At 72.3% G+C, this 21,302-nt stretch carries 18 protein-coding genes; 12 read left to right on the forward strand and 6 right to left on the reverse strand.

Annotated elements, in window-relative coordinates:
- Positions 1-207: 207 nt before the first annotated feature.
- Entirely contained in the window at positions 208-1,257 is a 1,050-nt protein-coding gene (locus AB0N02_RS42480; RefSeq protein WP_363959580.1) for an NAD-dependent epimerase/dehydratase family protein, read from the forward strand.
- A gap of 147 nt (positions 1,258-1,404) precedes the next feature.
- Positions 1,405-3,486, forward strand: coding sequence for a catalase (locus AB0N02_RS42485; RefSeq protein WP_363959583.1), 2,082 nt, complete (start codon positions 1,405-1,407; stop codon positions 3,484-3,486).
- A gap of 132 nt (positions 3,487-3,618) precedes the next feature.
- Here the strand turns inward: AB0N02_RS42485 and AB0N02_RS42490 are convergent, their stop codons facing one another.
- The 4 genes from AB0N02_RS42490 to AB0N02_RS42505 all read right to left on the reverse strand — a co-directional run bounded on the left by AB0N02_RS42490 (position 3,619) and on the right by AB0N02_RS42505 (position 10,073).
- A complete protein-coding gene (locus tag AB0N02_RS42490) occupies positions 3,619-3,891 on the reverse strand; it encodes a WhiB family transcriptional regulator (RefSeq protein ID WP_363959586.1) in 273 nt (90 codons plus the stop codon).
- Between the two features lie 267 nt (positions 3,892-4,158).
- Positions 4,159-5,823, reverse strand: a complete 1,665-nt coding sequence (locus tag AB0N02_RS42495) for a catalase (protein ID WP_363959589.1) — start codon at positions 5,821-5,823, stop codon at positions 4,159-4,161.
- Positions 5,824-6,156: 333 nt separating this feature from the next.
- Complete coding sequence (locus tag AB0N02_RS42500; protein ID WP_363959592.1) at positions 6,157-6,612, reverse strand: ChaB family protein; 456 nt, start codon at positions 6,610-6,612, stop codon at positions 6,157-6,159.
- 17 nt (positions 6,613-6,629) lie between these two features.
- A complete protein-coding gene (locus AB0N02_RS42505; RefSeq protein WP_363959595.1) occupies positions 6,630-10,073 on the reverse strand; it encodes a BTAD domain-containing putative transcriptional regulator in 3,444 nt (1,147 codons plus the stop codon).
- Between the two features lie 292 nt (positions 10,074-10,365).
- On the opposite strand from AB0N02_RS42505, the gene AB0N02_RS42510 reads away from it, so the two are divergent.
- Positions 10,366-11,124, forward strand: coding sequence for a peptidylprolyl isomerase (locus tag AB0N02_RS42510; protein WP_363959598.1), 759 nt, complete (start codon positions 10,366-10,368; stop codon positions 11,122-11,124).
- 19 nt (positions 11,125-11,143) lie between these two features.
- On the opposite strand, the gene AB0N02_RS42515 is transcribed toward AB0N02_RS42510, so the two are convergent.
- Positions 11,144-11,908 carry a hypothetical protein gene (locus AB0N02_RS42515; protein ID WP_363959601.1) on the reverse strand — a complete coding sequence of 255 codons (765 nt, stop codon included), beginning with the start codon at positions 11,906-11,908 and terminating at the stop codon, positions 11,144-11,146.
- A gap of 115 nt (positions 11,909-12,023) precedes the next feature.
- Between AB0N02_RS42515 and AB0N02_RS42520 the strand changes: the two genes are divergently transcribed.
- The 9 genes from AB0N02_RS42520 (at position 12,024) to AB0N02_RS42560 (ending at position 20,335) form a co-directional block, all read left to right on the forward strand.
- Positions 12,024-13,028 (forward strand): AAA family ATPase, encoded by a 1,005-nt coding sequence (locus AB0N02_RS42520; protein WP_363959604.1) that lies wholly within the window; start codon positions 12,024-12,026, stop codon positions 13,026-13,028.
- An 8-nt stretch (positions 13,029-13,036) separates the two neighbouring features.
- Positions 13,037-13,984: a DUF58 domain-containing protein gene (locus tag AB0N02_RS42525; RefSeq protein WP_363959656.1), complete on the forward strand. Its 948-nt coding sequence runs from the start codon at positions 13,037-13,039 to the stop codon at positions 13,982-13,984.
- Complete coding sequence (locus tag AB0N02_RS42530; protein WP_363959607.1) at positions 13,981-14,928, forward strand: VWA domain-containing protein; 948 nt, start codon at positions 13,981-13,983, stop codon at positions 14,926-14,928. The genes AB0N02_RS42525 and AB0N02_RS42530 overlap by 4 nt, the downstream gene beginning before the upstream one ends.
- Positions 14,929-14,960: 32 nt before the next feature.
- Positions 14,961-15,614 carry a methyltransferase gene (locus tag AB0N02_RS42535; protein ID WP_363959610.1) on the forward strand — a complete coding sequence of 218 codons (654 nt, stop codon included), beginning with the start codon at positions 14,961-14,963 and terminating at the stop codon, positions 15,612-15,614.
- A gap of 7 nt (positions 15,615-15,621) precedes the next feature.
- Entirely contained in the window at positions 15,622-16,212 is a 591-nt protein-coding gene (locus AB0N02_RS42540) for an RNA methyltransferase (RefSeq protein ID WP_363959613.1), read from the forward strand.
- 154 nt (positions 16,213-16,366) lie between these two features.
- The gene (locus AB0N02_RS42545; RefSeq protein WP_363959615.1) at positions 16,367-17,164 is read left to right on the forward strand and encodes a glycerophosphodiester phosphodiesterase; all 798 of its coding nucleotides are present in this window, start codon (positions 16,367-16,369) and stop codon (positions 17,162-17,164) included.
- A 277-nt stretch (positions 17,165-17,441) separates the two neighbouring features.
- Complete coding sequence (locus tag AB0N02_RS42550; RefSeq protein WP_363959618.1) at positions 17,442-18,797, forward strand: MFS transporter; 1,356 nt, start codon at positions 17,442-17,444, stop codon at positions 18,795-18,797.
- Between the two features lie 146 nt (positions 18,798-18,943).
- Positions 18,944-19,288, forward strand: coding sequence for an RNA polymerase-binding protein RbpA (locus AB0N02_RS42555; RefSeq protein ID WP_089205581.1), 345 nt, complete (start codon positions 18,944-18,946; stop codon positions 19,286-19,288).
- A gap of 135 nt (positions 19,289-19,423) precedes the next feature.
- Positions 19,424-20,335 (forward strand): LysR family transcriptional regulator, encoded by a 912-nt coding sequence (locus AB0N02_RS42560; RefSeq protein ID WP_363959623.1) that lies wholly within the window; start codon positions 19,424-19,426, stop codon positions 20,333-20,335.
- 28 nt (positions 20,336-20,363) lie between these two features.
- On the opposite strand, the gene AB0N02_RS42565 is transcribed toward AB0N02_RS42560, so the two are convergent.
- The coding region (locus tag AB0N02_RS42565) for an amidase (RefSeq protein ID WP_363959626.1) at positions 20,364-21,302 on the reverse strand (939 nt) is incomplete at its 5' end.

Here is a 21,302-nt window from a genome sequence, read left to right on the forward strand (position 1 = left end):
AGCAAAAGGGCAAAAACCTTCACACTTCACAAAGTTTCGAAGCATGATCCTTTGTGCCCGCTCCGGCGAGGATCGGCCGCCCTCCGGCCCCGCCGCACCGCGCCGGCCCGCCCCGTGCCGTGTCAGGCCGTGTCATGTCAGGCCACCGTACGGCAAAGCCATATCCGGGCCAGGGTTCGCCCGCCCCGCCCGGGGCAGGCGGTACACATGCGCGTAGTAGTCGTCGGCGCCACCGGAAACGTGGGCACGAGCGTGGTGTCCGCCCTCGTGGCCGACCAGAACGTCACCTCCGTCCTCGGCCTGGCCCGCAGGCGCCCCGACTGGCGTCCCGCCAAGACCACCTGGCGCACCGTGGACGTCACGACGGGGGACCTGGCGTCGCACTTCGCCGGGGCCGACGCGGTCGTGCACCTGGCATGGCTGTTCCAGCCGACACGTGATCCGGCGACGACCTGGCGGACCAACGTCCTGGGCAGCTCCCGCGTCTTCGAGGCGGTGGCCGGGCAGCACGTCCCCGTCCTGGTGTACGCCTCCTCCGTGGGCGCCTACTCCTCGGGGCCGAAGGACCGGCCCGTCGGCGAGGACTGGCCCACCGACGGCTGGCCGGGCGCCGCCTACGGCAGGGAGAAGGCGTACGTGGAACGGCTGCTCGACATATTCGAGCGGGACAACCCCGCCACCCAGGTCGTACGGCTCCGCCCCGGCTTCGTCTTCAAGCGGGAGGCCGCGACCGAGCAGCGTCGGCTCTTCGGCGGCCCCCTCGTGCCCCAGCGGCTGGTACGGTCCGCCCTGATCCCCTTCGTCCCCGACACGCCGGGCCTCAGGTTCCAGGCGGTCCACGCCGACGACATCGGCGAGGCCTACCGTCTGGCGGTCACCCGCCCGGTGCCGGGCGCCTTCAACGTCGCCGCCGATCCCGTGATCGATCCGCCGGTGCTGGCCGAGTTGCTCGGCGCCCGCCTGGTGCCGGTCTCCGGCTGGGCGCTCAGGAGCGCCGCCGCCGCGGCCTGGCACCTTCGCCTGGTCCCGGCGTCCCCGGGGCTGGTCGACCTGGTGCTCAGGATGCCGGTCATGGACGTCACGCGCGCCCGCGCCGAGCTGGGCTGGCAGCCCCGTCACACGGCGGTCGACGCCCTGCGGGAGCTGCTGGAGGGTCTTCGCGCGTCGGCGGGCATGGACACCCCTCCGCTCTCCCCGGAGACCGGCGGGCCGGCCCGGTTGCGCGAGGTGGCGACCGGGGCCGGGACCTGGCCGTGAACGGCCGCCGGGGCGGCCCGGGGACCCCCGTCAAAGCCACCGCAAAAAACAAGGAAATGCCGACGCTTTACCGCTTTGGTGGGATTTGTCGGGTATAGCCGCCCTGCGCCGAGGCATCTCAGGCCCGGCGCCTCAACGGGAGGACTCATGACCGGCGACAACCGTACGGACAAGGACCGGCAACTGGACGAGGTCCGGGTCGACTACCAGGACACCGCCCTGACCACCGACCAGGGCATCCGGGTGGACGACACCGACAACTCACTCAAGGCGGGCGAGCGTGGCCCGACGCTGATGGAGGACTTCCACTTCAGAGAGAAGATCACCCACTTCGACCACGAACGGATCCCCGAGCGGGTCGTGCACGCCCGCGGCGCGGGGGCCTACGGCTACTTCGAGGCCTACGACGACTCGCTGGCCGACCGCACCACCGCGGAGTTCCTCACCTCGCCGGACCTGCGGACCCCGGTGTTCGTCCGCTTCTCCACCGTCGCCGGGTCGCGCGGCTCGGCGGACACCGTGCGGGACGTGCGCGGCTTCGCCACCAAGTTCTACACCCGGCAGGGCAACTTCGACCTCGTCGGCAACAACATGCCGGTCTTCTTCATCCAGGACGGCGTGAAGTTCCCCGACTTCGTGCACGCGGTGAAGCCCGAGCCGCACAACGAGATCCCGCAGGCGTCCTCCGCGCACGACACGCTGTGGGACTTCGTACAGCTCCAGCCGGAGACCACCCACATGATGATGTGGCTGATGTCGGACCGGGCGCTGCCCCGCAGCTACCGGATGATGCAGGGCTTCGGTGTGCACACCTTCCGTCTCGTGAACGCCTCGGGGCGGGGCACGTTCGTGAAGTTCCACTGGAAGCCCAGGCTCGGCGTGCACTCGCTGGTCTGGGACGAGACCCAGAAGATCGCGGGCAAGGACCCCGACTTCAACCGCAGGGACCTGTGGGAGGCGATCGCGGACGGCGACTTCCCCGAGTGGGAGCTGGGCGTGCAGCTCGTGCCCGAGGAGGACGAGCGCTCGTTCGACTTCGACCTGCTCGACGCCACCAAGATCATTCCTGAGGAGCAGGTGCCGGTGCGGCCCGTCGGGCGCCTGGTGCTGGACCGCAACCCCGACAACTTCTTCGCCGAGACCGAGCAGGTCGCCTTCTGCATCGGCAACGTCGTCCCGGGCATCGACTTCAGCAACGACCCGCTGCTGCAGGCCCGGCTGTTCTCCTACCTCGACACCCAGCTGATCAGGCTCGGCGGGCCCAACTTCCCGCAGATCCCGGTCAACCGGCCGATCGCCGAGGTGCGCAACAACCAGCGCGACGGTTACCACCAGTCGGTCATCGCCAGGGGCCGTACGAGCTACAACCCCAACTCCCTGAGCGGCGGCTACCCGGCGCCCGGCGGCGAGGGCGCCTACACGCACTACCAGGAGCGGGTGGACGGCGACAAGATCCGCAAGCGCAGCGAGAGCTTCGCCGACCACTACAGTCAGGCCACCCTGTTCTGGAACAGCATGGCCGACTGGGAGAAGGAGCACATCGTCGCCGCCTTCCGCTTCGAGCTGGGCAAGGTCGAGCACGTCCACGTCCGCGAGGGCGTGGTCCGCAACATCAACAACGTCGACCACGAGCTGGCCGTACTGGTCGCCGAGGGCATCGGCGTCGAGCCTCCGGGCCGGCCCGCCACGCCCAACCACGGCCGCAGCTCCCCCGCCCTCAGCCAGGACAACGACCCGGTACGGAGCGTCGCCACCAGGAAGATCGCCATCCTCGCCGCGGACGGCGTGGACGTCGCCCAGGCCAGGACCGTGCGCGACGCGCTCAACGGGCTGGGCGCCACCTGCGAGGTGCTCGCCGCGCGGGACGGCCTCGTCCGCGGGGAGAACGGCGAGCAGCTGGAGGTCACCCGCGCGCTGCCCACCGTGGCCTCGGTGCTGTACGACGCGGTGCTGGTCCCCGGCGGCAAGCAGAGCGTCCAGACGCTGTCCGAGGACGGCGACGCCCTGCACTTCGTCTCCGAGGCGTTCAAGCACGGCAAGGCCGTCGGCGCCCTGGGCGCCGGGACGGGACTGCTGGAGGCGGTGGGAGTCGAGGCGGGCTCGCCGCAGGGGGTGGTCACCGACGGCGCGGGCGACGGCGGAGACCTGGACGGCTTCACCTCGGCCTTCGCCGAGGCGGTCGCCGCGCACCGCCACCACGGCCGCCCCGTCCACCGGATATCCGCCTGAGTTCCGCGAGGTCCGCCGGGATCGCCGGGATCGCCGGGATCGCCGCCCCGGCGGGCTCCGGCGGCCCTCCGGCGGCCGGGCACGGCTCCGGCCGGACCGGGCCGCCCGGGAGCGTTCCGGTCCGCGTGGAGATCATCTGGCCCTGCGTCTCATCTCCGACATGGCCACCCTGCGCTCGTCAGGGGTGGTCCCGCCCCACACTCCGTACATCTGGTGGGTGTTCAGGGCGTACTCCAGGCAGCGCCGCTGCACCGGGCAGCGGCGGCACACGGCCTTGGCCCGCTCGTACTGCTCACGCCCCGGCCCCTCCGCGGAGACGGGAAAGAAGAGCTCGGGATCCTCGGTGAGACAGGAGGAGCGGCGTGACCAGTGAATGATGGGGATGACGTTGCCCTGAATAGACATAGGCGATCCAATGGCGGTGAAGAGGCTCGACGGTTGGCGGCTCGGCTTCTGGATCGGGTGCCCGCAGAAAGTACATTCATACCTTTTCGGGCGAAAAATCAGGGCGTTTTGACCTGGGGTTTCCCTTCCGAGCGGACAAGCGGGCATGCGCGCACCGGCGAAGGGCGGCGGAAGCGGAGGGACCGGGGCCCCTCCGATCTTCTTCCGGCGGCCCGGACCGTGCCCCCCAGCCGGTCCGGGCCCGCCCGTTCTCCGTGGGACGGAGAGTCAGCCCGCGGCCGCCATCCGTGCCCGCCCGTCGGGGACGCAGTGGGTCATCTTCAGCCCGGACACGTCGCGCGGCCCGTTCTTGCCCAGGTTGGACAGCCGCTCACGATCCTCATCGGTCAGGTCCTGGCCCGCCAGCGGCTCCAGGTGGGCGACGTCCTCGGGAGCGATCCCGAGCCCCTCGCCGACACGCCCGCCGAGTTCGTCCTCGACCAGCAGGAAGTGCCAGACCATGCGCTCCTGCACGGGGCGCGCCGCCTGCGACAGCAGGGTGACGAGGTTGAGCACGAGGTCGTCGCGCTCCCACTGCTCCATCAGCAGGTAGCGCTGCCCGGCCTGCCGGTAGTCGTTGGTCCTGGGGATGCGCCTGCGGGTCAGCCGCCCCGAGATGATCGGCCCCTGCTCGTCGTGGGTGGGGTAGTGCCCCTCGCGCAGCCCTCCGGTGATGGACGGCTCGTAGTTCACGTGCGGGCTCTCTCCGGTGCCGTCGACGAGGTAGGCCATCTGGCCGTCGCGCTGGTTGGTCCGGATCTCGGCGTGCTTGGCCTGGTTGACCGGCAGCTGCAGGTAGTTCGGCCCCACCCGGTGACGCTGGGTGTCGCTGTAGGAGAACGTCCGCCCGACCAGCATCTTGTCGTCGGAGAAGTCGAGCCCGTCGACCAGGACACCGGTGCCGAAGGAGATCTGCTCGTTCTCCGCGAAGTTGTTGGCCACGTTGCGGTCGAGGACCATCCGGCCGATCGGCAGCGGCGGGAACTCGTTCTCCGGCCACACCTTGGTGTCGTCCAGCGGGTCGAAGTCCAGCTCGAGATGCTCGTCGTCGGTCATGATCTGCACCAGGAACTCCCACTCGGGGAAGTTGCCCCGGTCGATCGCCTCGTGCAGGTCCTTGGTCGCGTGCCCGAGCTCCCGCCCCTGTACGACCGCAGCGTCCTCGGCGGTCATGCTCCGCACGCCCTGCTTCGGCATCCAGTGGTACTTCACCAGATGGGTCACGCCCTGATCGTTCACCCACTTGTAGGTGTTGACCCCGAAGCCCTGCATGTGCCGGTAGTCGGCCGGGATGCCTCGCGGGCTGAAGAGGTTGACCAGCATGTGCATGCTCTCCGGCGTCTGCGACATGAAGTCGAAGATCCGCCCCGGCTCCTGCCGGAACGTCACCGGATCGGGCTTGAGCGAGTGGATCACATCGGGGAACTTGATGGCGTCCCTGATGAAGAAGACGGCCAGGTTGTTGCCGACGAGGTCCCAGTTGCCGTCCTCCGTGTAGAACTTCACCGCGAACCCGCGCGGGTCACGCGCCGCCTCGGAGGAGTCCCTGCCCCCGATCACCGTGGAGAAGCGCACGGCGAGGTCGGTCCGTTTGCCCGCCTCCTGGAACAGCTTCGCCCTGGTGTAGCGGCCGATCGGCTCCTCGCCCAGCTTGCCGTACGCCTCGAAGTATCCGTAGGCGGTGACACCCCTGGCGTGGACCACCCGCTCGGGGATGCGTTCCCGGTCGAAGTGGCTGATCTTCTCCAGGAACTGGTAGTTCTCCAGCGTCGCCGGGCCCCGGGCCCCGACCGTGCGCTGGTTCTGATTGTCGTAGACCTGGTGTCCCTGCCGATTGGTCAGCACCGGGCGCTCGTCATCCCGCTGCGCCCCCTTGCTCGACACGTCCGTCATGGTCGACGCTTCCTTCCGTACGGCGGGTCACTTCCGGCGTGCCGGATACCCGGCACACACGTGTCCATATCCGACATGAAGCGCCTTATAGCCCATAGGGAAAAGATCTCCGCAAGAAGGAAGGTCTCCTGAACAACCGCCGGTCCCCGGGGCGCGGCCGTCCCCGGCCGGAGGACCCGGAGAACCCCCGAGAGCCCCGAGAGCCCCGAGAGCCCCGAGGACCCCGAGGACCCCGAGGACGAGGTCACCTGCCGGCCGGAGAACGCCGGAGAACGGGGAAACCGCGTCCCGGCCGGAAACCGGGACGGAACCGGCCGGTGACGCGGCGAGGGGTCACCTGGACGCCGCGGTGACCCTGTCCGACTTCTTCCCCGCTCCCTTCGAAGCCCCCTTCGAAGAGGTCTTCTTCGCGGTCGCCCGCCGGTTGGCCTTCCTGATGGCCTCGACCAGCTCGTCCTTCGTCATCGACGAGCGCCCCTCGATCTCCAGGCGCCTGGCCACGTCGTACAGATGCTGCTTGGACGCGTTGGCGTCGACTCCCCCGGCGGTCTTGCCCGCCTTCGGGGTCCGCTTGGCCGCCTGAGCGTCGGAGGGCCCCTTGCGGCCCTTCGGCTCCCAGTGGTCGCCGACCTTCTCGAAGGAGTGCTTCAGCGCGGCGAAAGCCGTGCGGTGCGCCCGCTGTCCCTCACCGTAGGTCTCCACGGCGGAGTCGTGGGCCTTGATCCACGTTTTCTGCGCCTTCTCCGAGGAACGGCGCAGGGTCGACGGCAGTTCTTCCTGTACCGGCATTTCGAAATCACCTCATCTCACCTGTCAACGGCCTCCCTTCCCCCGCCGTCGCGCTTCATGTCACTCCGGACACCCGCGGGGGCGTCGTCCAGTTCGGCCAGCAGCCGGGCGCTCTCGCCCGCCCAGTGCGCGAGGCCGAGCCGCAGATGCGCCCGGTGCGCCGCCTCCGCGTGCTCCCTGCTCCGGACCGGGTCCCCCATCGCCCGGCACAACTCGGCCAGGACCAGGTGGACCGTTCCCCAGCCGAGCATCCCCGAGCCGTTACCGATGAGCCGGTCGCCGTAGGGCGCGAGCCGGTCGTACAGGGCGCCGGGCTCGGGAACGCCCAGCCTGACCGAGACGTGGGCCCACACGACGGTGACGAACTCCGCCGACCAGTCGTCGCGGATCACGGTCCCCCAGCGCCGCATCAGCGTGCGGGCCAGCTCGGGATCCCCCGCGTCGAGCGCGGCCAGGACCGCGACGGGACGCAGCGGCTCCATGTACGGCATGCCCGCGGCGGCCACCAGTCCGGGCAGGATCTCCGGGACCCGGCCCTGTCCCCTGCGGCAGGCGAACAGCGTCATCTGGCGGGCGTACTCCATCCCCCACATGGTGGACTTGTCGAGCAGGCCGCCGTACTCCTCCGTCAGCCGTTCGGCCCGCTCCCAGTCGCGGTCCAGGACGCGCCTGGAGGCCTCCGCGACCCGCACCATCGCCTCCAGCTCGGGCCTGCGGACCTCCTGCAGCAGGCGCTCGGCGCGCTCGAGGTCGCGCTCCCACTCCTGCAGCTCGCCCAGCCTGAACAGCGCGATCATGCGGAACACCCGTGCCACGATCTCCGTCGGAGCGGGCAGGTCCGGCAGCGCGAGCATCTCCTCGGCCGCCTGGCGGCGCTCGTCCTCACACTCGGCCACCCAGGCGGAGACCAGGTAGTTGTTGAGCGCGCGGGCCAGGAGCACGGGGTCGCCGATCTCCCGGGCGAGCTCGACCGCCTCGGCCGCCATCCGCTCGCCCTCGGCCCGCCGGGGACCGTAGTTGACCTCGACGGCGAGGGTGCCGAGCACCACGACCCGGTCCGCGGCGTCGAGCGGCTCCCTCAGCAGATCGTCCAGGAACGCGACCATCCGGGTGTCCACCACGCCGTAGGGCTGCCAGTTCCAGACGCTCAGGCAGCCGAACACGGCGACCGCCTCGACCATGGCCGACCGGTTCCCGGTCCGTGCCGCCAGGTCGATCGCCTCCTCCAGCGCCTCGCGCGCCCGCTGCAGGTCGCCCACGTCGCGCAGGGCCCTGCCGTACCCGATGAGCAGTTCGCAGCGGTCCTCGGGGGCCAGCGCCAGCGCCCGCTCCCAGAGGCGGACCGCCTCGTCGTAGGCGCGGCGCGCGGTCGCCTCCCCGGCGGCCGCGGCGGCGTAGCGCACGGCCTTGGCGGCGCCGCCGACCCTGGCCGCCATCGCGAAGTGGTGGGCCAGGCTCGTGAGCCTGGCCGTGTTCTCCCCGCCGGGCAGGGACTCCAGCGCCTCACCGGCCCGCAGGTGGAGCCTGGCCTGTTCCAGGCGCCCCAGCCCGGCGTAGAGGGTGTCGCGCACCAGCGCGTGGGAGAAGCGGTAGTCGAAACCGCCGGGGACCTCGACGACCAGCCCGGTCACGACGGCCGGTTCCAGCCGGAACAGGACCTCCTCGGCCGGTGTCCCCGTCATCGCCTCCAGCGCGTCGAAACCGATGTCGCGGCCGAGCACGGCGGCCGAGCGCAGCAGCTCCCCGGTGGGCTCGGGCAGCCTCGCCAGGCGTCTGCCCACCACCTCCCGCACCCCTTCGGGAATCCCGAGGGCGGTGCCGTCGAGCCGGTGCTCGCTGCCCAGCAGCCGCAGCAGCTCGCCGAGATAGAAGGGGTTGCCGCCGGACCGCTCGTGCAGCACCCCCGCCAGGTCGGGACCGGCACCGGCCAGGTCGTGCCGGGACAGGTAGGAGGAGACCTCCTCGCGGGTGAACGGCCGCAGCGGCATCCGCTCCGTCGTGGGCTCGCGCGACAGGGTGGCGAGGGTGGCGTTCAGCTGCTCGGGTTCGTCGCCGGGCTCGGGCCGCATGGTCACCAGCACCAGCATCGGCCTGCGGGACAGCTCGGCGGCGGCGAAGGCGAGCAGGCGCAGCGAGGACGCGTCGGCCCAGTGCAGGTCGTCCAGCACGACCAGCGCGGGGACGTCTCCGGACGTCAGGCCCGCGACGACCCGCTCGTGCAGCTCGAACAGGGCCGCTCCCGGATCGTCGTTCGCGGGCAGTTCCTGACCGGTGAGCATCCGCAGCGCGCCCGCGACGGCCGTACCGGCGGGCGAACCGGCCGGGGTCGCGGTCCGGGCGCCCACCGCGCCCACCGCGCCTACCGTGCCCACCGCGCCTTCCAGGTCGCGCAGCACCTGCAGCCACGGCCAGAACGCGGGAGCGCCGGTGTCCTCGGCGCAGCGGCCCCAGGCGACGGCCAGCCCGCGTGCCGCCGCCTCCTCCGCGGCGGCCTGGGCCAACCTGGTCTTACCGACCCCGGCCTCCCCGGTGACGAGCAGCACCCCGCCCCTGCCCCGCCGTACGCCGGCCAGCCGCTCCCCGATCCGGCGCATCTGCGCCTGCCTGGCGACCAGGTCGCCGCGGTACTCGCCCCGCGCCGTCTCGGGCGCATCGCGCTCGGCGACCGGGACCGGGACCGCCGGGTCGAGCTCGGGCGACTGGTCGAACACCGCCTGCTCCAGCCTGCGCAGCTCGGCGCCGGGCTCGATGCCGAGCTCCTCGGCGAGTACGGCGCGCACCCTGCGCAGCGCGGCGAGGGCGTCGGCCTGCCGTCCCGCCCGGTACAGGGCCCGCACCAGCAGCCCCCACAGGCGCTCCCGGTAGGGGTGGGCCTCGACCAGGCCCTCCAGGTCGGCGACGCAGGCCCCGCCGTCGCCGAGCGCGAGCCTCGCCTCGAACAGGTCCTCGACGGCCTGGGCGCGCAGCTCGGTGAGACGGGCGACGACCGGCTGGGCGAACTCGTATCCGGTGAACTCCGCCAGCGGTTCCCCGCGCCAGGTGGTCAGCGCCTGCTCCAGGAGCCGGATCGCGGCGCCGTACCGGCCCTGGGCGAGCTCGCGGCGGCCGTCCTCGGCCCAGGTGCGGAAGCGGACGAGATCGACCTGGACCGGCGCGACGGCCAGCAGGTAGCCGGGCGCGCGGGTCAGCAGGACCTTGGACGGCGCGCGGGGCGCGCGTTCGGGCTCCAGCGCCCGCCGCAGCAGCGAGATGTAGGCCTGGAGCGTTCCCGTGGCGCTGGAGGGGGCCTCCCCCTCCCACAGTTCGTCCATCAGCCGGTCCAGGGAGACGATCCGTCCCGGATCGAGCGCCAGCATGGCCAGTACGGCCCGCTGCTTGGGGGTGCCGATCTCCACCGGGCGGCCACCGGCGTCGGTGACCTCGAGCGGCCCGAACAAGCGCACCGACAGCGCTGACTCCATGCGTCCTCATTCCAGCCCGCGCCCACGGGGTCGCTCTGGTCTGATTCGTTAGCGTAGAGCCGTTTCAGTCATCCGGAAACCCGTCCCCCGGCCTGTCCGTGCCCCTATCCGTGCCCTGCCCGCCCCCCGGTCCGCCACGCACGGCGACGGCCGGCGGTTCGCGGCGGAATCCCGGCGGCGCGCGCGGCCCGTCTCCGGCCGCACGGCACGGCCGCGCGCCGCGCTCTTGACGGCACCGGTCAGATCGATTAGACCACAGGGAGCCCGTTGATCACCCCCCAGGGAGAGCAGCATGTCTGACAGCTCGTTGTTACGCCTCGCGGCACGCGCCGCGGTGGCGACGGTGACGGTGTGTTCGCTGACCGCGTTGGGAGCCGCGCCCGTCTCGGCGGCCACGGACGCGGCCGGGGACAGGCCTCCGAGGACGACGAAGGGGCCGTGCCAGTACACCGAGACCCCCGACGACCCGGCCGCCCGCAAGGTGCCGCTGCCGCCGGACCCGCGCCGCACTCCCACCCGGCGGACCTCCGCGGTCCTGAAGACCAACCACGGCACCATCGGGCTCACCCTCGACGCGGCCAAGGCGCCGTGCACGGTGCAGAGCTTCGTGCACCTGATCCAGCACGGGTTCTACGACGTCACCGCGTGCCACCGGCTGACCGCCTACGACCGGCTGAAGGTACTGCAGTGCGGCGACCCCAAGTTCACCGGTGAGGGCGGGCCGGGCTACCGCTACAAGGACGAGCTGCCCACCGATCTGCCGCCGTGGCCGGGCGACACCACCGGGACGCGCAAGACGTACGCGCGCGGGGTGCTGGCCATGGCCAACGCCGGCCCCGACACCAACGGCAGCCAGTTCTTCCTGGTCTACGGCGACTCCGGGCTGGCCCCCAACTACACGGTCTTCGGGACCGTCGACGCCGCCGGGCTCGCCACCCTGGACCGCATCGCCGCCGGCGGCATCCAGCCCTCCCCGGACGGCCCCACGCCGCCGGTGGACGGCAAGCCCGTCCTCCCGGTGAGGATCGCCGACGCCCGGGTCTGCCGCTAGTCACCCGCCGCGCGGAAGGTCAGATGGGGGCGCCGTCGTCCTCGTCGCCCTGTCTCGGGCCCGGACTTCCCGTCCCGCCGCCCGAGGGAGACGGCGAGGGGGTCGGCCGCCCCGGCTCCGTGGTCGCCGGGACCGGCGGCGGGGTCGGCACGAACGTCGTCTGCGGCAGCGGTCTCGGCGGCGGCGCCCCCTCCTCCTCCCGGTGCAGCAGCAGCCAGACCATCACGGCCAGCAGCACCAGCAGCACGGTCAGCGCGGCCCCGGCGACGACCACCGACCGGCGGGGCTCGACGGGCGGCGGCGCGGCCCGGGGCGGGGCGGGCAGCGCAGGGGAGCGGTCGCTCACCCAGTGCGGCGCGAAGTCCGGGCCGTGCCGCTCGCCGATCAGCGTGCCGCTCACCAGCACCGGCTCCAGGAACCGCTCGGCTCCCGCCCTGTCCGGTTCGTACGGCGTGGCCACCCACGGCGCGCTCCCGCCGTCCATGGCCAGCACCTGCGGCGGCGCGTCGGCCACCGCCGTACGGCCGCGCGCGGCCCTGGCCATCCAGCCGCGCACGCCGGAGCGGCTCGCCGCCGCCTCGCGGATGCCGGTGACGAACCGGTCGCGGGCGGCCGGGTCGGTCGCGGCCCCCTTGGTGAGCACCGCGACCGAGACCGCCCTGCCGTCGGGCGCCTGCCCGAGGTAGACCAGCCCCGCGGGCCCCACCCTCAGGCGGCCCCGCAGGACGAAGGGCCCCAGCTGGGGCGGATCACCGTACTGGAGCGGACTGGCCACGCCTGCCATGAAAGCACACGGCGGGGATCGGGCCCCGTCCGCGGACACACCGTTGTGGGTACGAACAGGAAATGCGCACCCGACCAGCCGTGCGACCCGGCATTTCATTTGGTGGAATATCAACATGACCGTCGCCGAAGAACTACCGAGCGAGATCGACACCGGACTGCTGCGCGAGGCCCTGGCCGAGGTCCGGCGGGTCATCGTGGGCCAGGAGCACATGGTGGAGCGGCTGCTCGTGGCGTTGCTCGCGCGCGGTCACTGCCTGCTCGAGGGCGTGCCGGGCGTCGCCAAGACCCTGGCGGCCTCGACGCTGGCCACGGTGGTCGGCGGCGACTTCGCCCGCATCCAGTTCACCCCGGACCTCGTTCCCAGCGACATCGTGGGAACCCGGGTCTACCATCCCTCCCGCGAGGCCTTCGACGTCGAGCTCGGGCCGGTGTTCGTCAACTTCCTGCTCGCCGACGAGATCAACCGCGCCCCGGCCAAGGTGCAGTCGGCGCTGCTGGAGGTCATGGCCGAGCGCCAGGTGACGCTGGCCGGGCGGACCCACCCGCTGCCGAAGCCGTTCATCGTGCTGGCCACCCAGAACCCGATCGAGTCGGAGGGCGTCTATCCGCTCCCCGAGGTCCAGCGCGACCGGTTCCTGTTCAGGATCCGCGTCATCCACCCCACCGCCCACGAGGAACTGGAGATCCTCCACCGGATGAGCGTGGCCCCTCCCGTTCCCAGGGCGGTGCTCGACCCGGCGCGGCTGGCCGCGCTGCAGGCCGCGGCCGACCAGGTCTCGGTGCACCAGCTGGTCGCCGACTACGTGGTCCGGCTGGTGATGGCCACCCGCTCCCCGGCCGAGTACGGCCTGGCCGGGCTGGAGGACAACATCGAGATCGGGGTCAGTCCCCGCGCCACGCTGGGCCTGGTCGCCGCGGGACGCGCGCTGGCCCTGCTGCGGGGCCGCGACTACCTGCTGCCCGACGACGTCCGTGACGTGGCCGTGGACGTGATGTCCCACCGGCTGATGCTCACCTTCGACGCCCTGGCCGACGGGGTCGACCCGGAGGACGTGGTCAGGCAGGTGCTGGCCGTCGTGCCCCCGCCCCTGGTCGTGTGGAACCAGGGACCCCGGTGACGGGCGTCATGAGCGCCTCCGAGCAGGCCCTGCGCCGGCTCGAACTGACCATCGTCAGACGCCTCGACGGGCTGCTGAACGGCTCCTACCAGGGCCTTCTCCCCGGCCCTGGCAGCGAGTTCGGCGACAGCAGGGTCTACGTCCCCGGCGAGGACGACATCCGCAGGATGGACTGGGCGGTGACCGCCCGCACGAGCGTCCCGCACGTGCGGGACCTGATCGCCGACCGGGAGCTGGAGACCTGGGCACTGGCCGACCTGTCGCCCAGCATGGACTTCGGCACGGCCGGGATGGAGAAACGGGACCTGGTCGTGGCCGCGATCGGCGCGGTCGGCTTCCTGACGGGCCGGATCGGCAACCGGTTCGGGACGTACGTCCTGCACGACGAGTACATCCACCGGATGCCCGCCAGGGGCGGCAAGCCCGCCCTGTACGGCCTGCTGCACTCGCTGACGGCCGCCCCCAGGGGCCGCCCCGTCGCCGACGCCCCCGACCTGTCCGAGGCGATCGAGGTGCTCGCCGCGGCACGGCGGCGGCGTGGCCTGCGGATCGTCGTCTCCGACTTCCTGGACGCCGAGCCCACCCTCGACCCGGATGTGGAACTGCCCTGGGAACGGCCGATCCGCCGCCTGGCCGCCCGGCACCAGGTGCTGGCCATCGAGGTGATCGACCCGCGCGAGCTGGAGTTGCCGCCGGTGGGGCTGGTCAGCCTGACCGACCCCGAGACGGGCCGGGGCCGCAGGATCCGGCTGACCGCCAAGGTGCGCGCGGCCTACGCGCAGGCGGCCGCCGCGCAGCGGGCGACGACCCGGCTGGCGCTGCGCCGCTGCGGGGTGGCGCACCTGGTGCTGCGCACCGACCGCGACTGGGTGGCGGACATCGCGCGTTTCGTCCTGCGGCAGCGGCACACGGCCCACCTGGCACACCGGCACCCCATGTCAGGAGCGGCGCGATGACCTTCCTCTCACCGGCGTGGCTGTGGCTGTTCGCCGTGCTCGCGCTGGTCGTCGCGGGCTACGTGGCCGCCCAGTTCGCCCGGCGGCGCTACGCGCTGCGCTTCACCAACCTGCCGCTGCTGACGCTGGTCGCCCCCTCGGGCCCCGACTGGCGCAGGCACGTCGCCCCGGTGCTGTTCCTGGTGATGATGGGCCTGCTGGTCGTCGGCGCGGCGCGGCCGGCCGACTCGGTGCGGGTGCCGCGCGACCGCGCGACCATCATCGTCGCGCTGGACGTCTCGCTGTCGATGGAGGCGGCCGACGTCCAGCCCTCCAGGCTGGCCGCGGCCAGGGAGGCGGCCCAGAAGTTCGTCAGGGACCTGCCGGAGCGTTTCAACGTCGGGGTCGTCGCCTTCGCCCGCTCGGCGTCGGTCGTGGTCTCCCCGACCACCGACCACCAGGCGGTGATCACCTCGCTCGGCAACCTGACCACCCGGGCCGGCACCGCCATCGGCGAGGCGGTGTTCAGCTCGATCGACTCCATCCGCTCCTTCGACCAGCAGGCGGTCACCGACCCGCCGCCCGCCGCGATCGTACTGCTGTCCGACGGCGACAACACCTCGGGCCGGTCGGTGGCGGAGGCGATCGAGGCGGCGATGAACGCGCGCGTTCCGGTCTCCACGATCGCCTACGGCACCCAGGAGGGCACCGTCTCGATCGACGGCCGCGACGTGAACGTGCCGGTCAACAAGACCACCCTGCAGACCCTGTCCGACGGCACCTCCGGACGGGCCTACGAGGCGGAGTCGAGCAGCCAGCTGCGGGAGGTCTACGAGCAGATCGGCACCTCGCTCGGCTACCGGATGGTCAACCAGGAGATCAGCCAGTGGTTCGTCGTGGCGGCGATCGCGACCGGGCTGCTGGTCGCGGTGTCCGCGGGACTGCTGGGATCACGGCTGCCCTGACCCGCTCGCCACCGTTGGTAACGTTCTACGACGTGGCACACTACTTCGAGGAGCGCCCCGAGACCGCCAGCCGCCCCGGTTCGGTCACGCTCGTGCTCCCCGACCTTCACCTGAGGCTGGAGACCGACAGCGGGGTCTTCTCCCCCGAGCGGGTCGATCAGGGCACCCGCATCCTGCTGGAGAGCGTGCCTCCGCCTCCCGCCGAGGGCGACCTGCTCGACCTGGGCTGCGGCTACGGGCCGATCGCGCTGACGATGGCCTCGCGGGCCCCCGGGGCGACCGTCTGGGCGGTGGACGTCAACCGCCGGTCGGTGGAGTTGTGCGCCAGGAACGCCCGGGCCGCCGCCCTTGACAAAGTAAGGCCGGTGCACGTCGACGAGGTGCCGCCCGAGATCCGCTTCTCCGCCATCTGGTCCAACCCGGCGATCCGCATCGGCAAGACCGCGATGCACGAGATGCTCACCCGCTGGCTGTCGCGGCTCACCCCCGACGGCGTCGCCTACCTGGTGGTCCAGAAACACCTGGGCTCCGACTCCCTGCAGCGCTGGCTGAACGAGCAGGGCTGGCCCACGACCCGCGCCGCCTCCCGCTCCTCCTACCGGATCCTCCGGGTCGAGGCCGGATCCGCCGGGGCCGCCGGCTCCGGCCGGGCGGGCGGCGAACCACGAACGAACGAGGAACGGTGAACGACCGATGACCGCCAACCCGCGCAGGCAGCTGCGGCCGACCGACGTCAAGCGGCTCAACCGCACCTGGCGCAGGAACACCGAGGGGCGGCTGGCCCTCATCGTGGAGTCGGTGACCGGGCCGTTCAACATCGGCTCCATCTTCCGCACGGCCGCCGCCTTCGGCGTCGAGCGGATCTGGCTGGCCGGCAACGCGACTCCCCCGACCAACCCCAAGGCGCAGAAGACCGCGCTGGGCACCGACCGCCTGGTGGCCTGGGAGGAGCCGGTGCCGGCGGCCGAGGCCGTACGGGCCGCCAGGCAGGACGGGTTCAGGGTGGTCGCGGTCGAGCTGACCGGGGACGCGGTCCCGCTGCACGAGGCGAAGCTGGACGGCGACGTGTGCCTGGTGGTCGGCAGCGAGGACCACGGCTGTTCCCCCGCGCTGCTGGAGGCCGCGGACGCCGTCTGCTACATCCCGCAGGTCGGCCGGGTCGGCTCGTTCAACGTGGGGGTCGCCACCGCGATCGCGGTGGCCGAGGCCCGGCGCCAGGAGTGGGCGGGCAGGCCGAGCCCGGCCGGGGAGACCGGGCCGCAGGAGGCCGCCGGGCGGGAGTGAGGACGCCGCGGACGGAGAAGAGGGCGCCGCAGGCGGGGGTGAGGGCGCCGCGGGAGGCCGCCGGGCGGGAGTGACGACGGCTTGGCGGCCCGTGACCCAAACGTTCACCCGGCCGCGATGACGAGCCGCGCTCACAGCGGGCATACTCCTGCACGTGCAGCACCGCTACGCGTTCCTCGACCATCCCGGCCCGCTCGCCTTCGCCCACCGGGGCGGAGCCGCCGAGGGCCGGGAGAACACCCACGCCGCGTTCGCCCGTGCCGTCGAGCTCGGATACACCTATCTGGAGACCGACGCGCACGCCACCTCCGACGGAGTGTTGCTGGCCTTCCACGACCACACCCTCGACCGGGTGACCGACCGGCGGGGCAGGATCGCCGCCCTGCCGTACCGTCTGGTGCGCGAGGCCCGGATCGACGGCGTCGACGAGATCCCGCTCATGGACGACCTGCTGGGTTCGTGGCCCGAGGCGCGCTTCAACATCGACGTCAAGGAGGCCTCGGCCATCGCGCCGCTGGCCGAGTCGATCAGGCGGACCAACGCCTACGACCGGATCTGCCTCACCTCCTTCTCCGACGAGCGGCTGATCCGCGCCCGCGCGGCGATCGGCAGGCCGGTGTGCTCCTCCCTCGGGCCGCGCGGCGTCGCCACGCTGCGCGCCGCGGCGACAACCTCGGGATACGGCCGCCTGCTCACGCGCCTGGCCCGGGCGGGCGTGCCGTGCGCGCAGGTCCCGCTGGGCTTCCGCGGCCTGCGCGTCACCACGGCCGCACTGGTCCGTACGGCGCACGCCCTCGGCATGCAGATCCACGTGTGGACCGTCAACGACCCCCGGGAGATGGAGCGTCTGCTCGACCTCGGCGTGGACGGCGTGATGACCGACAACATCTCCGGCCTCCGCGAGGTGCTGGAGGCACGCGGCCAGTGGCATCCGGGAGGCCTCGCCGCCTGACGACCGCCTGAGGACCGCGACCTCCGGACTCCCCCCGCTCCCCCGCCCCTCCCCCGAACGACTCCCCCGTCCCTCCCCCGAATCTCTCCCCGCCCCCCGCCGGCCTCCCGTTCCTCCCCGACCCCCCGCCGGCCTCCCGTTCCTCCCCGACCCCCCGCTCCCCCGGACGACTTTCCCGCCCCCGCTTCTCCGAACAGCCCTCCCGGGCTCCCCGGACGCCGCGAACGGCCTCCGGTCCCGGACATCCCCGCCCTCCACAGCGAACCGAGGACCGCCCATGATCGCCGACCAGGTCGTCGAGGACTCCCCCCAGACCCGCCGCCGCGAGCAACGCGGCTGGTACTTCTACGACTGGGCGACCTCCGCCTTCAACTCCACCGTCCTGACGGTCTTCCTCGGCCCCTACCTGACGACGATCGCGGAGAACGCCGCCCAGGGCCGCCCGTACGTGCCGGTGCTCTGGTTCGAGGTGCGGCCCAGCGCGTACTACTCCTTCGTGGTCGGCGCCGCGGCGATCCTGCAGATCCTCGTGATGCCCGTCGCCGGAGCCCTGGCCGACTACACGGGGCGCAAGAAGGAGCTCATGAGCCTGTTCGCCTACATCGGCGCGGGGGCCACGATCTGCCTGTGGTTCGTCGCCGGTGAGAGATACCTGCTGGGCGGAGCGCTGTTCGTCGTGGCCAACCTGGGCTACGCCGCCGCGGTCGTCATCTACAACTCGTTCCTGCCCGACATCTCGACGCCCGACGAGCGCGACGGTGTCTCCGCGCGGGGCTGGGGTTTCGGCTACCTCGGCGGCGGCCTGCTGCTGGCCCTCAACCTCGGCCTCTTCCTGGGCCACGAGTCCCTCGGCGTCGGCGAGGGCGACGCCGTGCGCATCTGCCTGGCGTCGGCCGGCCTGTGGTGGGCGGCGTTCACGGTCATCCCGATGCTGCGGCTGCGCAACCGGCGCGCGCGGGGCGCGGAGGCCGGGGGCGCGGGCCGGGCCGTGACCGGGAGCTTCCGGCAGCTGGGCCACACCATCTCGGGGCTGCGGCGCTACCCGCTGACGCTGGCCTTCCTCGTCGCCTACCTGATCTACAACGACGGGGTGCAGACCGTCATCTCGTTCTCGGCCACCTACGCCGACAAGGAGCTGGGGCTGAGTCAGACCGTACGGATCGCGGCGATCCTGATGGTGCAGTTCGTCGCCTTCGGCGGCGCGCTGCTGCTGGGCAGGCTCGCCACCTCCTACGGGACGAAACGCGTCGTGATGGTCGCGCTGGTGGCCTGGATGGCCGTGGTCGCCGTGGCCTACTTCCTGCCCAGGGGGTCGGCGCTGCCGTTCTTCGCGCTGGGATTCGCCATCGCGATCGTGATGGGCGGCACCCAGGCCCTGTCGCGCTCGTTGTTCTCCCACGTGATCCCGGCGGGCAGGGAGGCGGAATATTACAGCCTCTACGAGATCAGCGACAAGGGCTCGACGTTCCTCGGCTCGTTCACCCTCGGCCTGGCGCTCCAGATGACCGACAGCTACCGGCTCGGCATCATCTCCCTGGTGGCGTTCTTCCTGATCGGGCTCGTCCTGCTGGCGGCCGTCAACCTGCCCAGGGCCATCAGGGCTGCGGGCAACCCGGTGCCGGAGCACATCTGAGGACCCCTCCGAAGGATCTCGCCGCAGACCGGGTCAAGAACGCGCGATTGGATCACGTCATGTGTGGGAATCCACACACGGTATCAAGCGTTGTACGCCGTGGGAGACGAACCCCTCACGACGGGGCCCTCAGGAGGCATTGAGACATGGGCGAGCGTGCGCTACGCGGTACCCGACTCGGGGCGACCAGCTACGAGAACGACCGCAACACCGATCTGGCCCCGCGCCAGGAGGTGTCCTACACCTGCCCGAAGGGCCATCGATTCGACGTTCCCCTCGCCGCGGAGGCCGAGATCCCGGCGACCTGGGAATGCCGCATGTGCGGCGCGACCGCCCTGCGGGTGGACGGCGAGCTGCCCGAGGCCAAGAAGGCCAAGCCCCCACGGACGCACTGGGACATGCTGCTGGAGCGCCGCACGATCGAGGACCTGGAGGAGGTGCTCAACGAGCGCCTGGCGATTCTACGCGCCCAGCGCCGAAAGAGCGCCTGAACCACCGTTCGACGAGAGATCGGGCCCCCGGCACGCGGAAGGAGTGCCGGGGGTTCGCGCTGTCCGGGCCCGGTGCCCCAGGGGTTTCCGGCCGCCCTGCCACCGGCACCCTCCACCTGCACCGATACTGGGACGGTGCTGAGCAGTCAACGCCTGCGGGTGCTCCTGGAGGTCTTCAGGACGGGAAGCATCGCGGGAGCCGCGCGCGTCCTGCGGCTCTCGCCGTCCGCCGTGTCCCACCAGCTGTCCAAGCTGGAGGAGGAGGCCGGCGTCGGCCTGGTCGAGCGGGGCGCGCAGAGCCTGCGGCTGACCGCGGCGGGGCGGCGGCTCGCGACCAGGGCGCAGGAGGTCCTGGACATCATCGAGGCCGCGGAGAAGGATCTGCTCGCCCAGGCCAGGGCGGACGCCGGGCAGCTGCGGATCGGGTTCTTCGCCTCCGCGGGCTACCGGCTGCTGCCGCTGGCTCTGTCGACCTTCACCGCCCGCCACCCCGCCGTCGAGCTGGACCTGGTGCTCGGCCAGCCGCACGAGCTGCTGCCCGACCTGGAGCGCGGCGCCCTCGACGTCCTGGTGGTCTTCGAGCACGCGCTCGATCCGTGGAAGTCGCCGGAGGGGGTCGAGGTCACCCACCTGTTCGACGAGCCGCAACTCCTCGTCGTGCCGCTGGGCCACCCCGCCGGGCAGCGGCAGCGCGTACGGCTCGCCGACCTGGCCGAGGAGCCGTGGATCACCACCTACGGCACCGACACCCCGGTCTCGGTGCTGGAGCGTGCCAGCGCGCTGGAGGGGTTCAATCCGACGATCCGCTGCCGCAGCGACCACTACGAGGTCACGCTGGGACTGGTCAGGGCCGGGCTGGGGGTGGCCCTGGTGCCCAGCCTCGGGGCCCAGGGCGCCGCGGGCATCCAGGTGTGCCGGCTGGACGGTCCCAGGCTCTTCCGCAGGATCGGCGCCGCGATCCGCCCGACGAACCCCAACCCGGCGCTGCGGTCCTTCATCGACTACCTGCGCGACGCCTCGGCCCAGATCCGCAACGCCCTGCGCTGACGGCGGGAACGGGGCACGGGGTGCGCGTTCACCTTCCGACGAACAGGCCCGGGGTGCGGTCCCTCCAGGGGGCGGCCCGTTCGAGGCGGGCGGCGACCCGCAGCAGCAGGTCCTCGCGGCCGTAGGGGGCGACGAGCTGCACGCCGATCGGCAGCCCGCTCTCGCTCCAGCCCAGCGGCAGGCTGACGGCGGGCAGGCCCGCGATGTTGAACACCACGGTGAACGGCCCGTAGTCGAACAGCGACCGGTGCCAGCCGTCCATGTCGTGGCCGGGGTCGTCGTAACGCAGGGTGCCGTGCGGGGCGGGCAGCCGCCCCAGGGTGGGGGTGACCAGGAGGTCGTGGCCGGTGAAGAACGCGCCGACCGACCGGCTCACCCGGTTCTGCGCGTCGAGCGCGGCCATCAGGTCGAGGGGGCCGAGGTCCTTCACCTCCCGGAGCGCGTTCACGGTGACCGCCTCCAGCCCGCCGGGGTCCGCCGTGAGCGCGGCCGAGGCGACGCACGCGATCGCGACCGGCACGACGCCCCGCATCACGAGGTCCCAGTCGACGGCCGGGCTCGCCCCTGTGACGAGGTGTCCCATCTCCTCCAGCAGCTCACCGGCCCGGACCGCCGCCGCGGCCACCTCGGGGTCCACCGGCGCGCCCGACCACGCCTCGGTGGTCACCGCGACCCGCAGTGTTCCCGGGCCGGCCTCCAGCTCGTCGGCGTAGCGCCGGGCCGGGGGCGGCGCGGTGTACCTGTCGCCGGCGGCGGGACCGTGGACGGCGTCGAGGAGGTGGGCGGCGTCGCGGACGGTACGGGTCAGCCCGAAGTCGCAGGACATCCCGAACGTCACCTCGGCCGCGTCGGGACCGGGCGAGACGCGGCCCCGGCTCGGCTTGAGCCCGACCAGCCCGCAGCAGGAGGCGGGCACGCGGATGGAGCCGGCGCCCGCGGGGGGGGGGGCGGGGGGGGGCGCGGGCGC

The sequence above is a fragment of the Streptosporangium sp. NPDC051022 genome (assembly GCF_040683035.1).
Lineage (GTDB): Bacteria > Actinomycetota > Actinomycetes > Streptosporangiales > Streptosporangiaceae > Streptosporangium.

Coding starts and splice junctions, on each gene's coding strand:
- AB0N02_RS42480 (WP_363959580.1), top strand. CDS start 208: ATGCGCGTAGTAGTCGTCGGCGCCACCGGAAACGTGGGCACGAGCGTG.
- AB0N02_RS42485 (WP_363959583.1), top strand. CDS start 1,405: ATGACCGGCGACAACCGTACGGACAAGGACCGGCAACTGGACGAGGTC.
- AB0N02_RS42490 (WP_363959586.1), bottom strand. CDS start 3,891: ATGTCTATTCAGGGCAACGTCATCCCCATCATTCACTGGTCACGCCGC.
- AB0N02_RS42495 (WP_363959589.1), bottom strand. CDS start 5,823: ATGACGGACGTGTCGAGCAAGGGGGCGCAGCGGGATGACGAGCGCCCG.
- AB0N02_RS42500 (WP_363959592.1), bottom strand. CDS start 6,612: ATGCCGGTACAGGAAGAACTGCCGTCGACCCTGCGCCGTTCCTCGGAG.
- AB0N02_RS42505 (WP_363959595.1), bottom strand. CDS start 10,073: ATGGAGTCAGCGCTGTCGGTGCGCTTGTTCGGGCCGCTCGAGGTCACC.
- AB0N02_RS42510 (WP_363959598.1), top strand. CDS start 10,366: ATGTCTGACAGCTCGTTGTTACGCCTCGCGGCACGCGCCGCGGTGGCG.
- AB0N02_RS42515 (WP_363959601.1), bottom strand. CDS start 11,908: ATGGCAGGCGTGGCCAGTCCGCTCCAGTACGGTGATCCGCCCCAGCTG.
- AB0N02_RS42520 (WP_363959604.1), top strand. CDS start 12,024: ATGACCGTCGCCGAAGAACTACCGAGCGAGATCGACACCGGACTGCTG.
- AB0N02_RS42525 (WP_363959656.1), top strand. CDS start 13,037: ATGAGCGCCTCCGAGCAGGCCCTGCGCCGGCTCGAACTGACCATCGTC.
- AB0N02_RS42530 (WP_363959607.1), top strand. CDS start 13,981: ATGACCTTCCTCTCACCGGCGTGGCTGTGGCTGTTCGCCGTGCTCGCG.
- AB0N02_RS42540 (WP_363959613.1), top strand. CDS start 15,622: ATGACCGCCAACCCGCGCAGGCAGCTGCGGCCGACCGACGTCAAGCGG.
- AB0N02_RS42550 (WP_363959618.1), top strand. CDS start 17,442: ATGATCGCCGACCAGGTCGTCGAGGACTCCCCCCAGACCCGCCGCCGC.
- AB0N02_RS42555 (WP_089205581.1), top strand. CDS start 18,944: ATGGGCGAGCGTGCGCTACGCGGTACCCGACTCGGGGCGACCAGCTAC.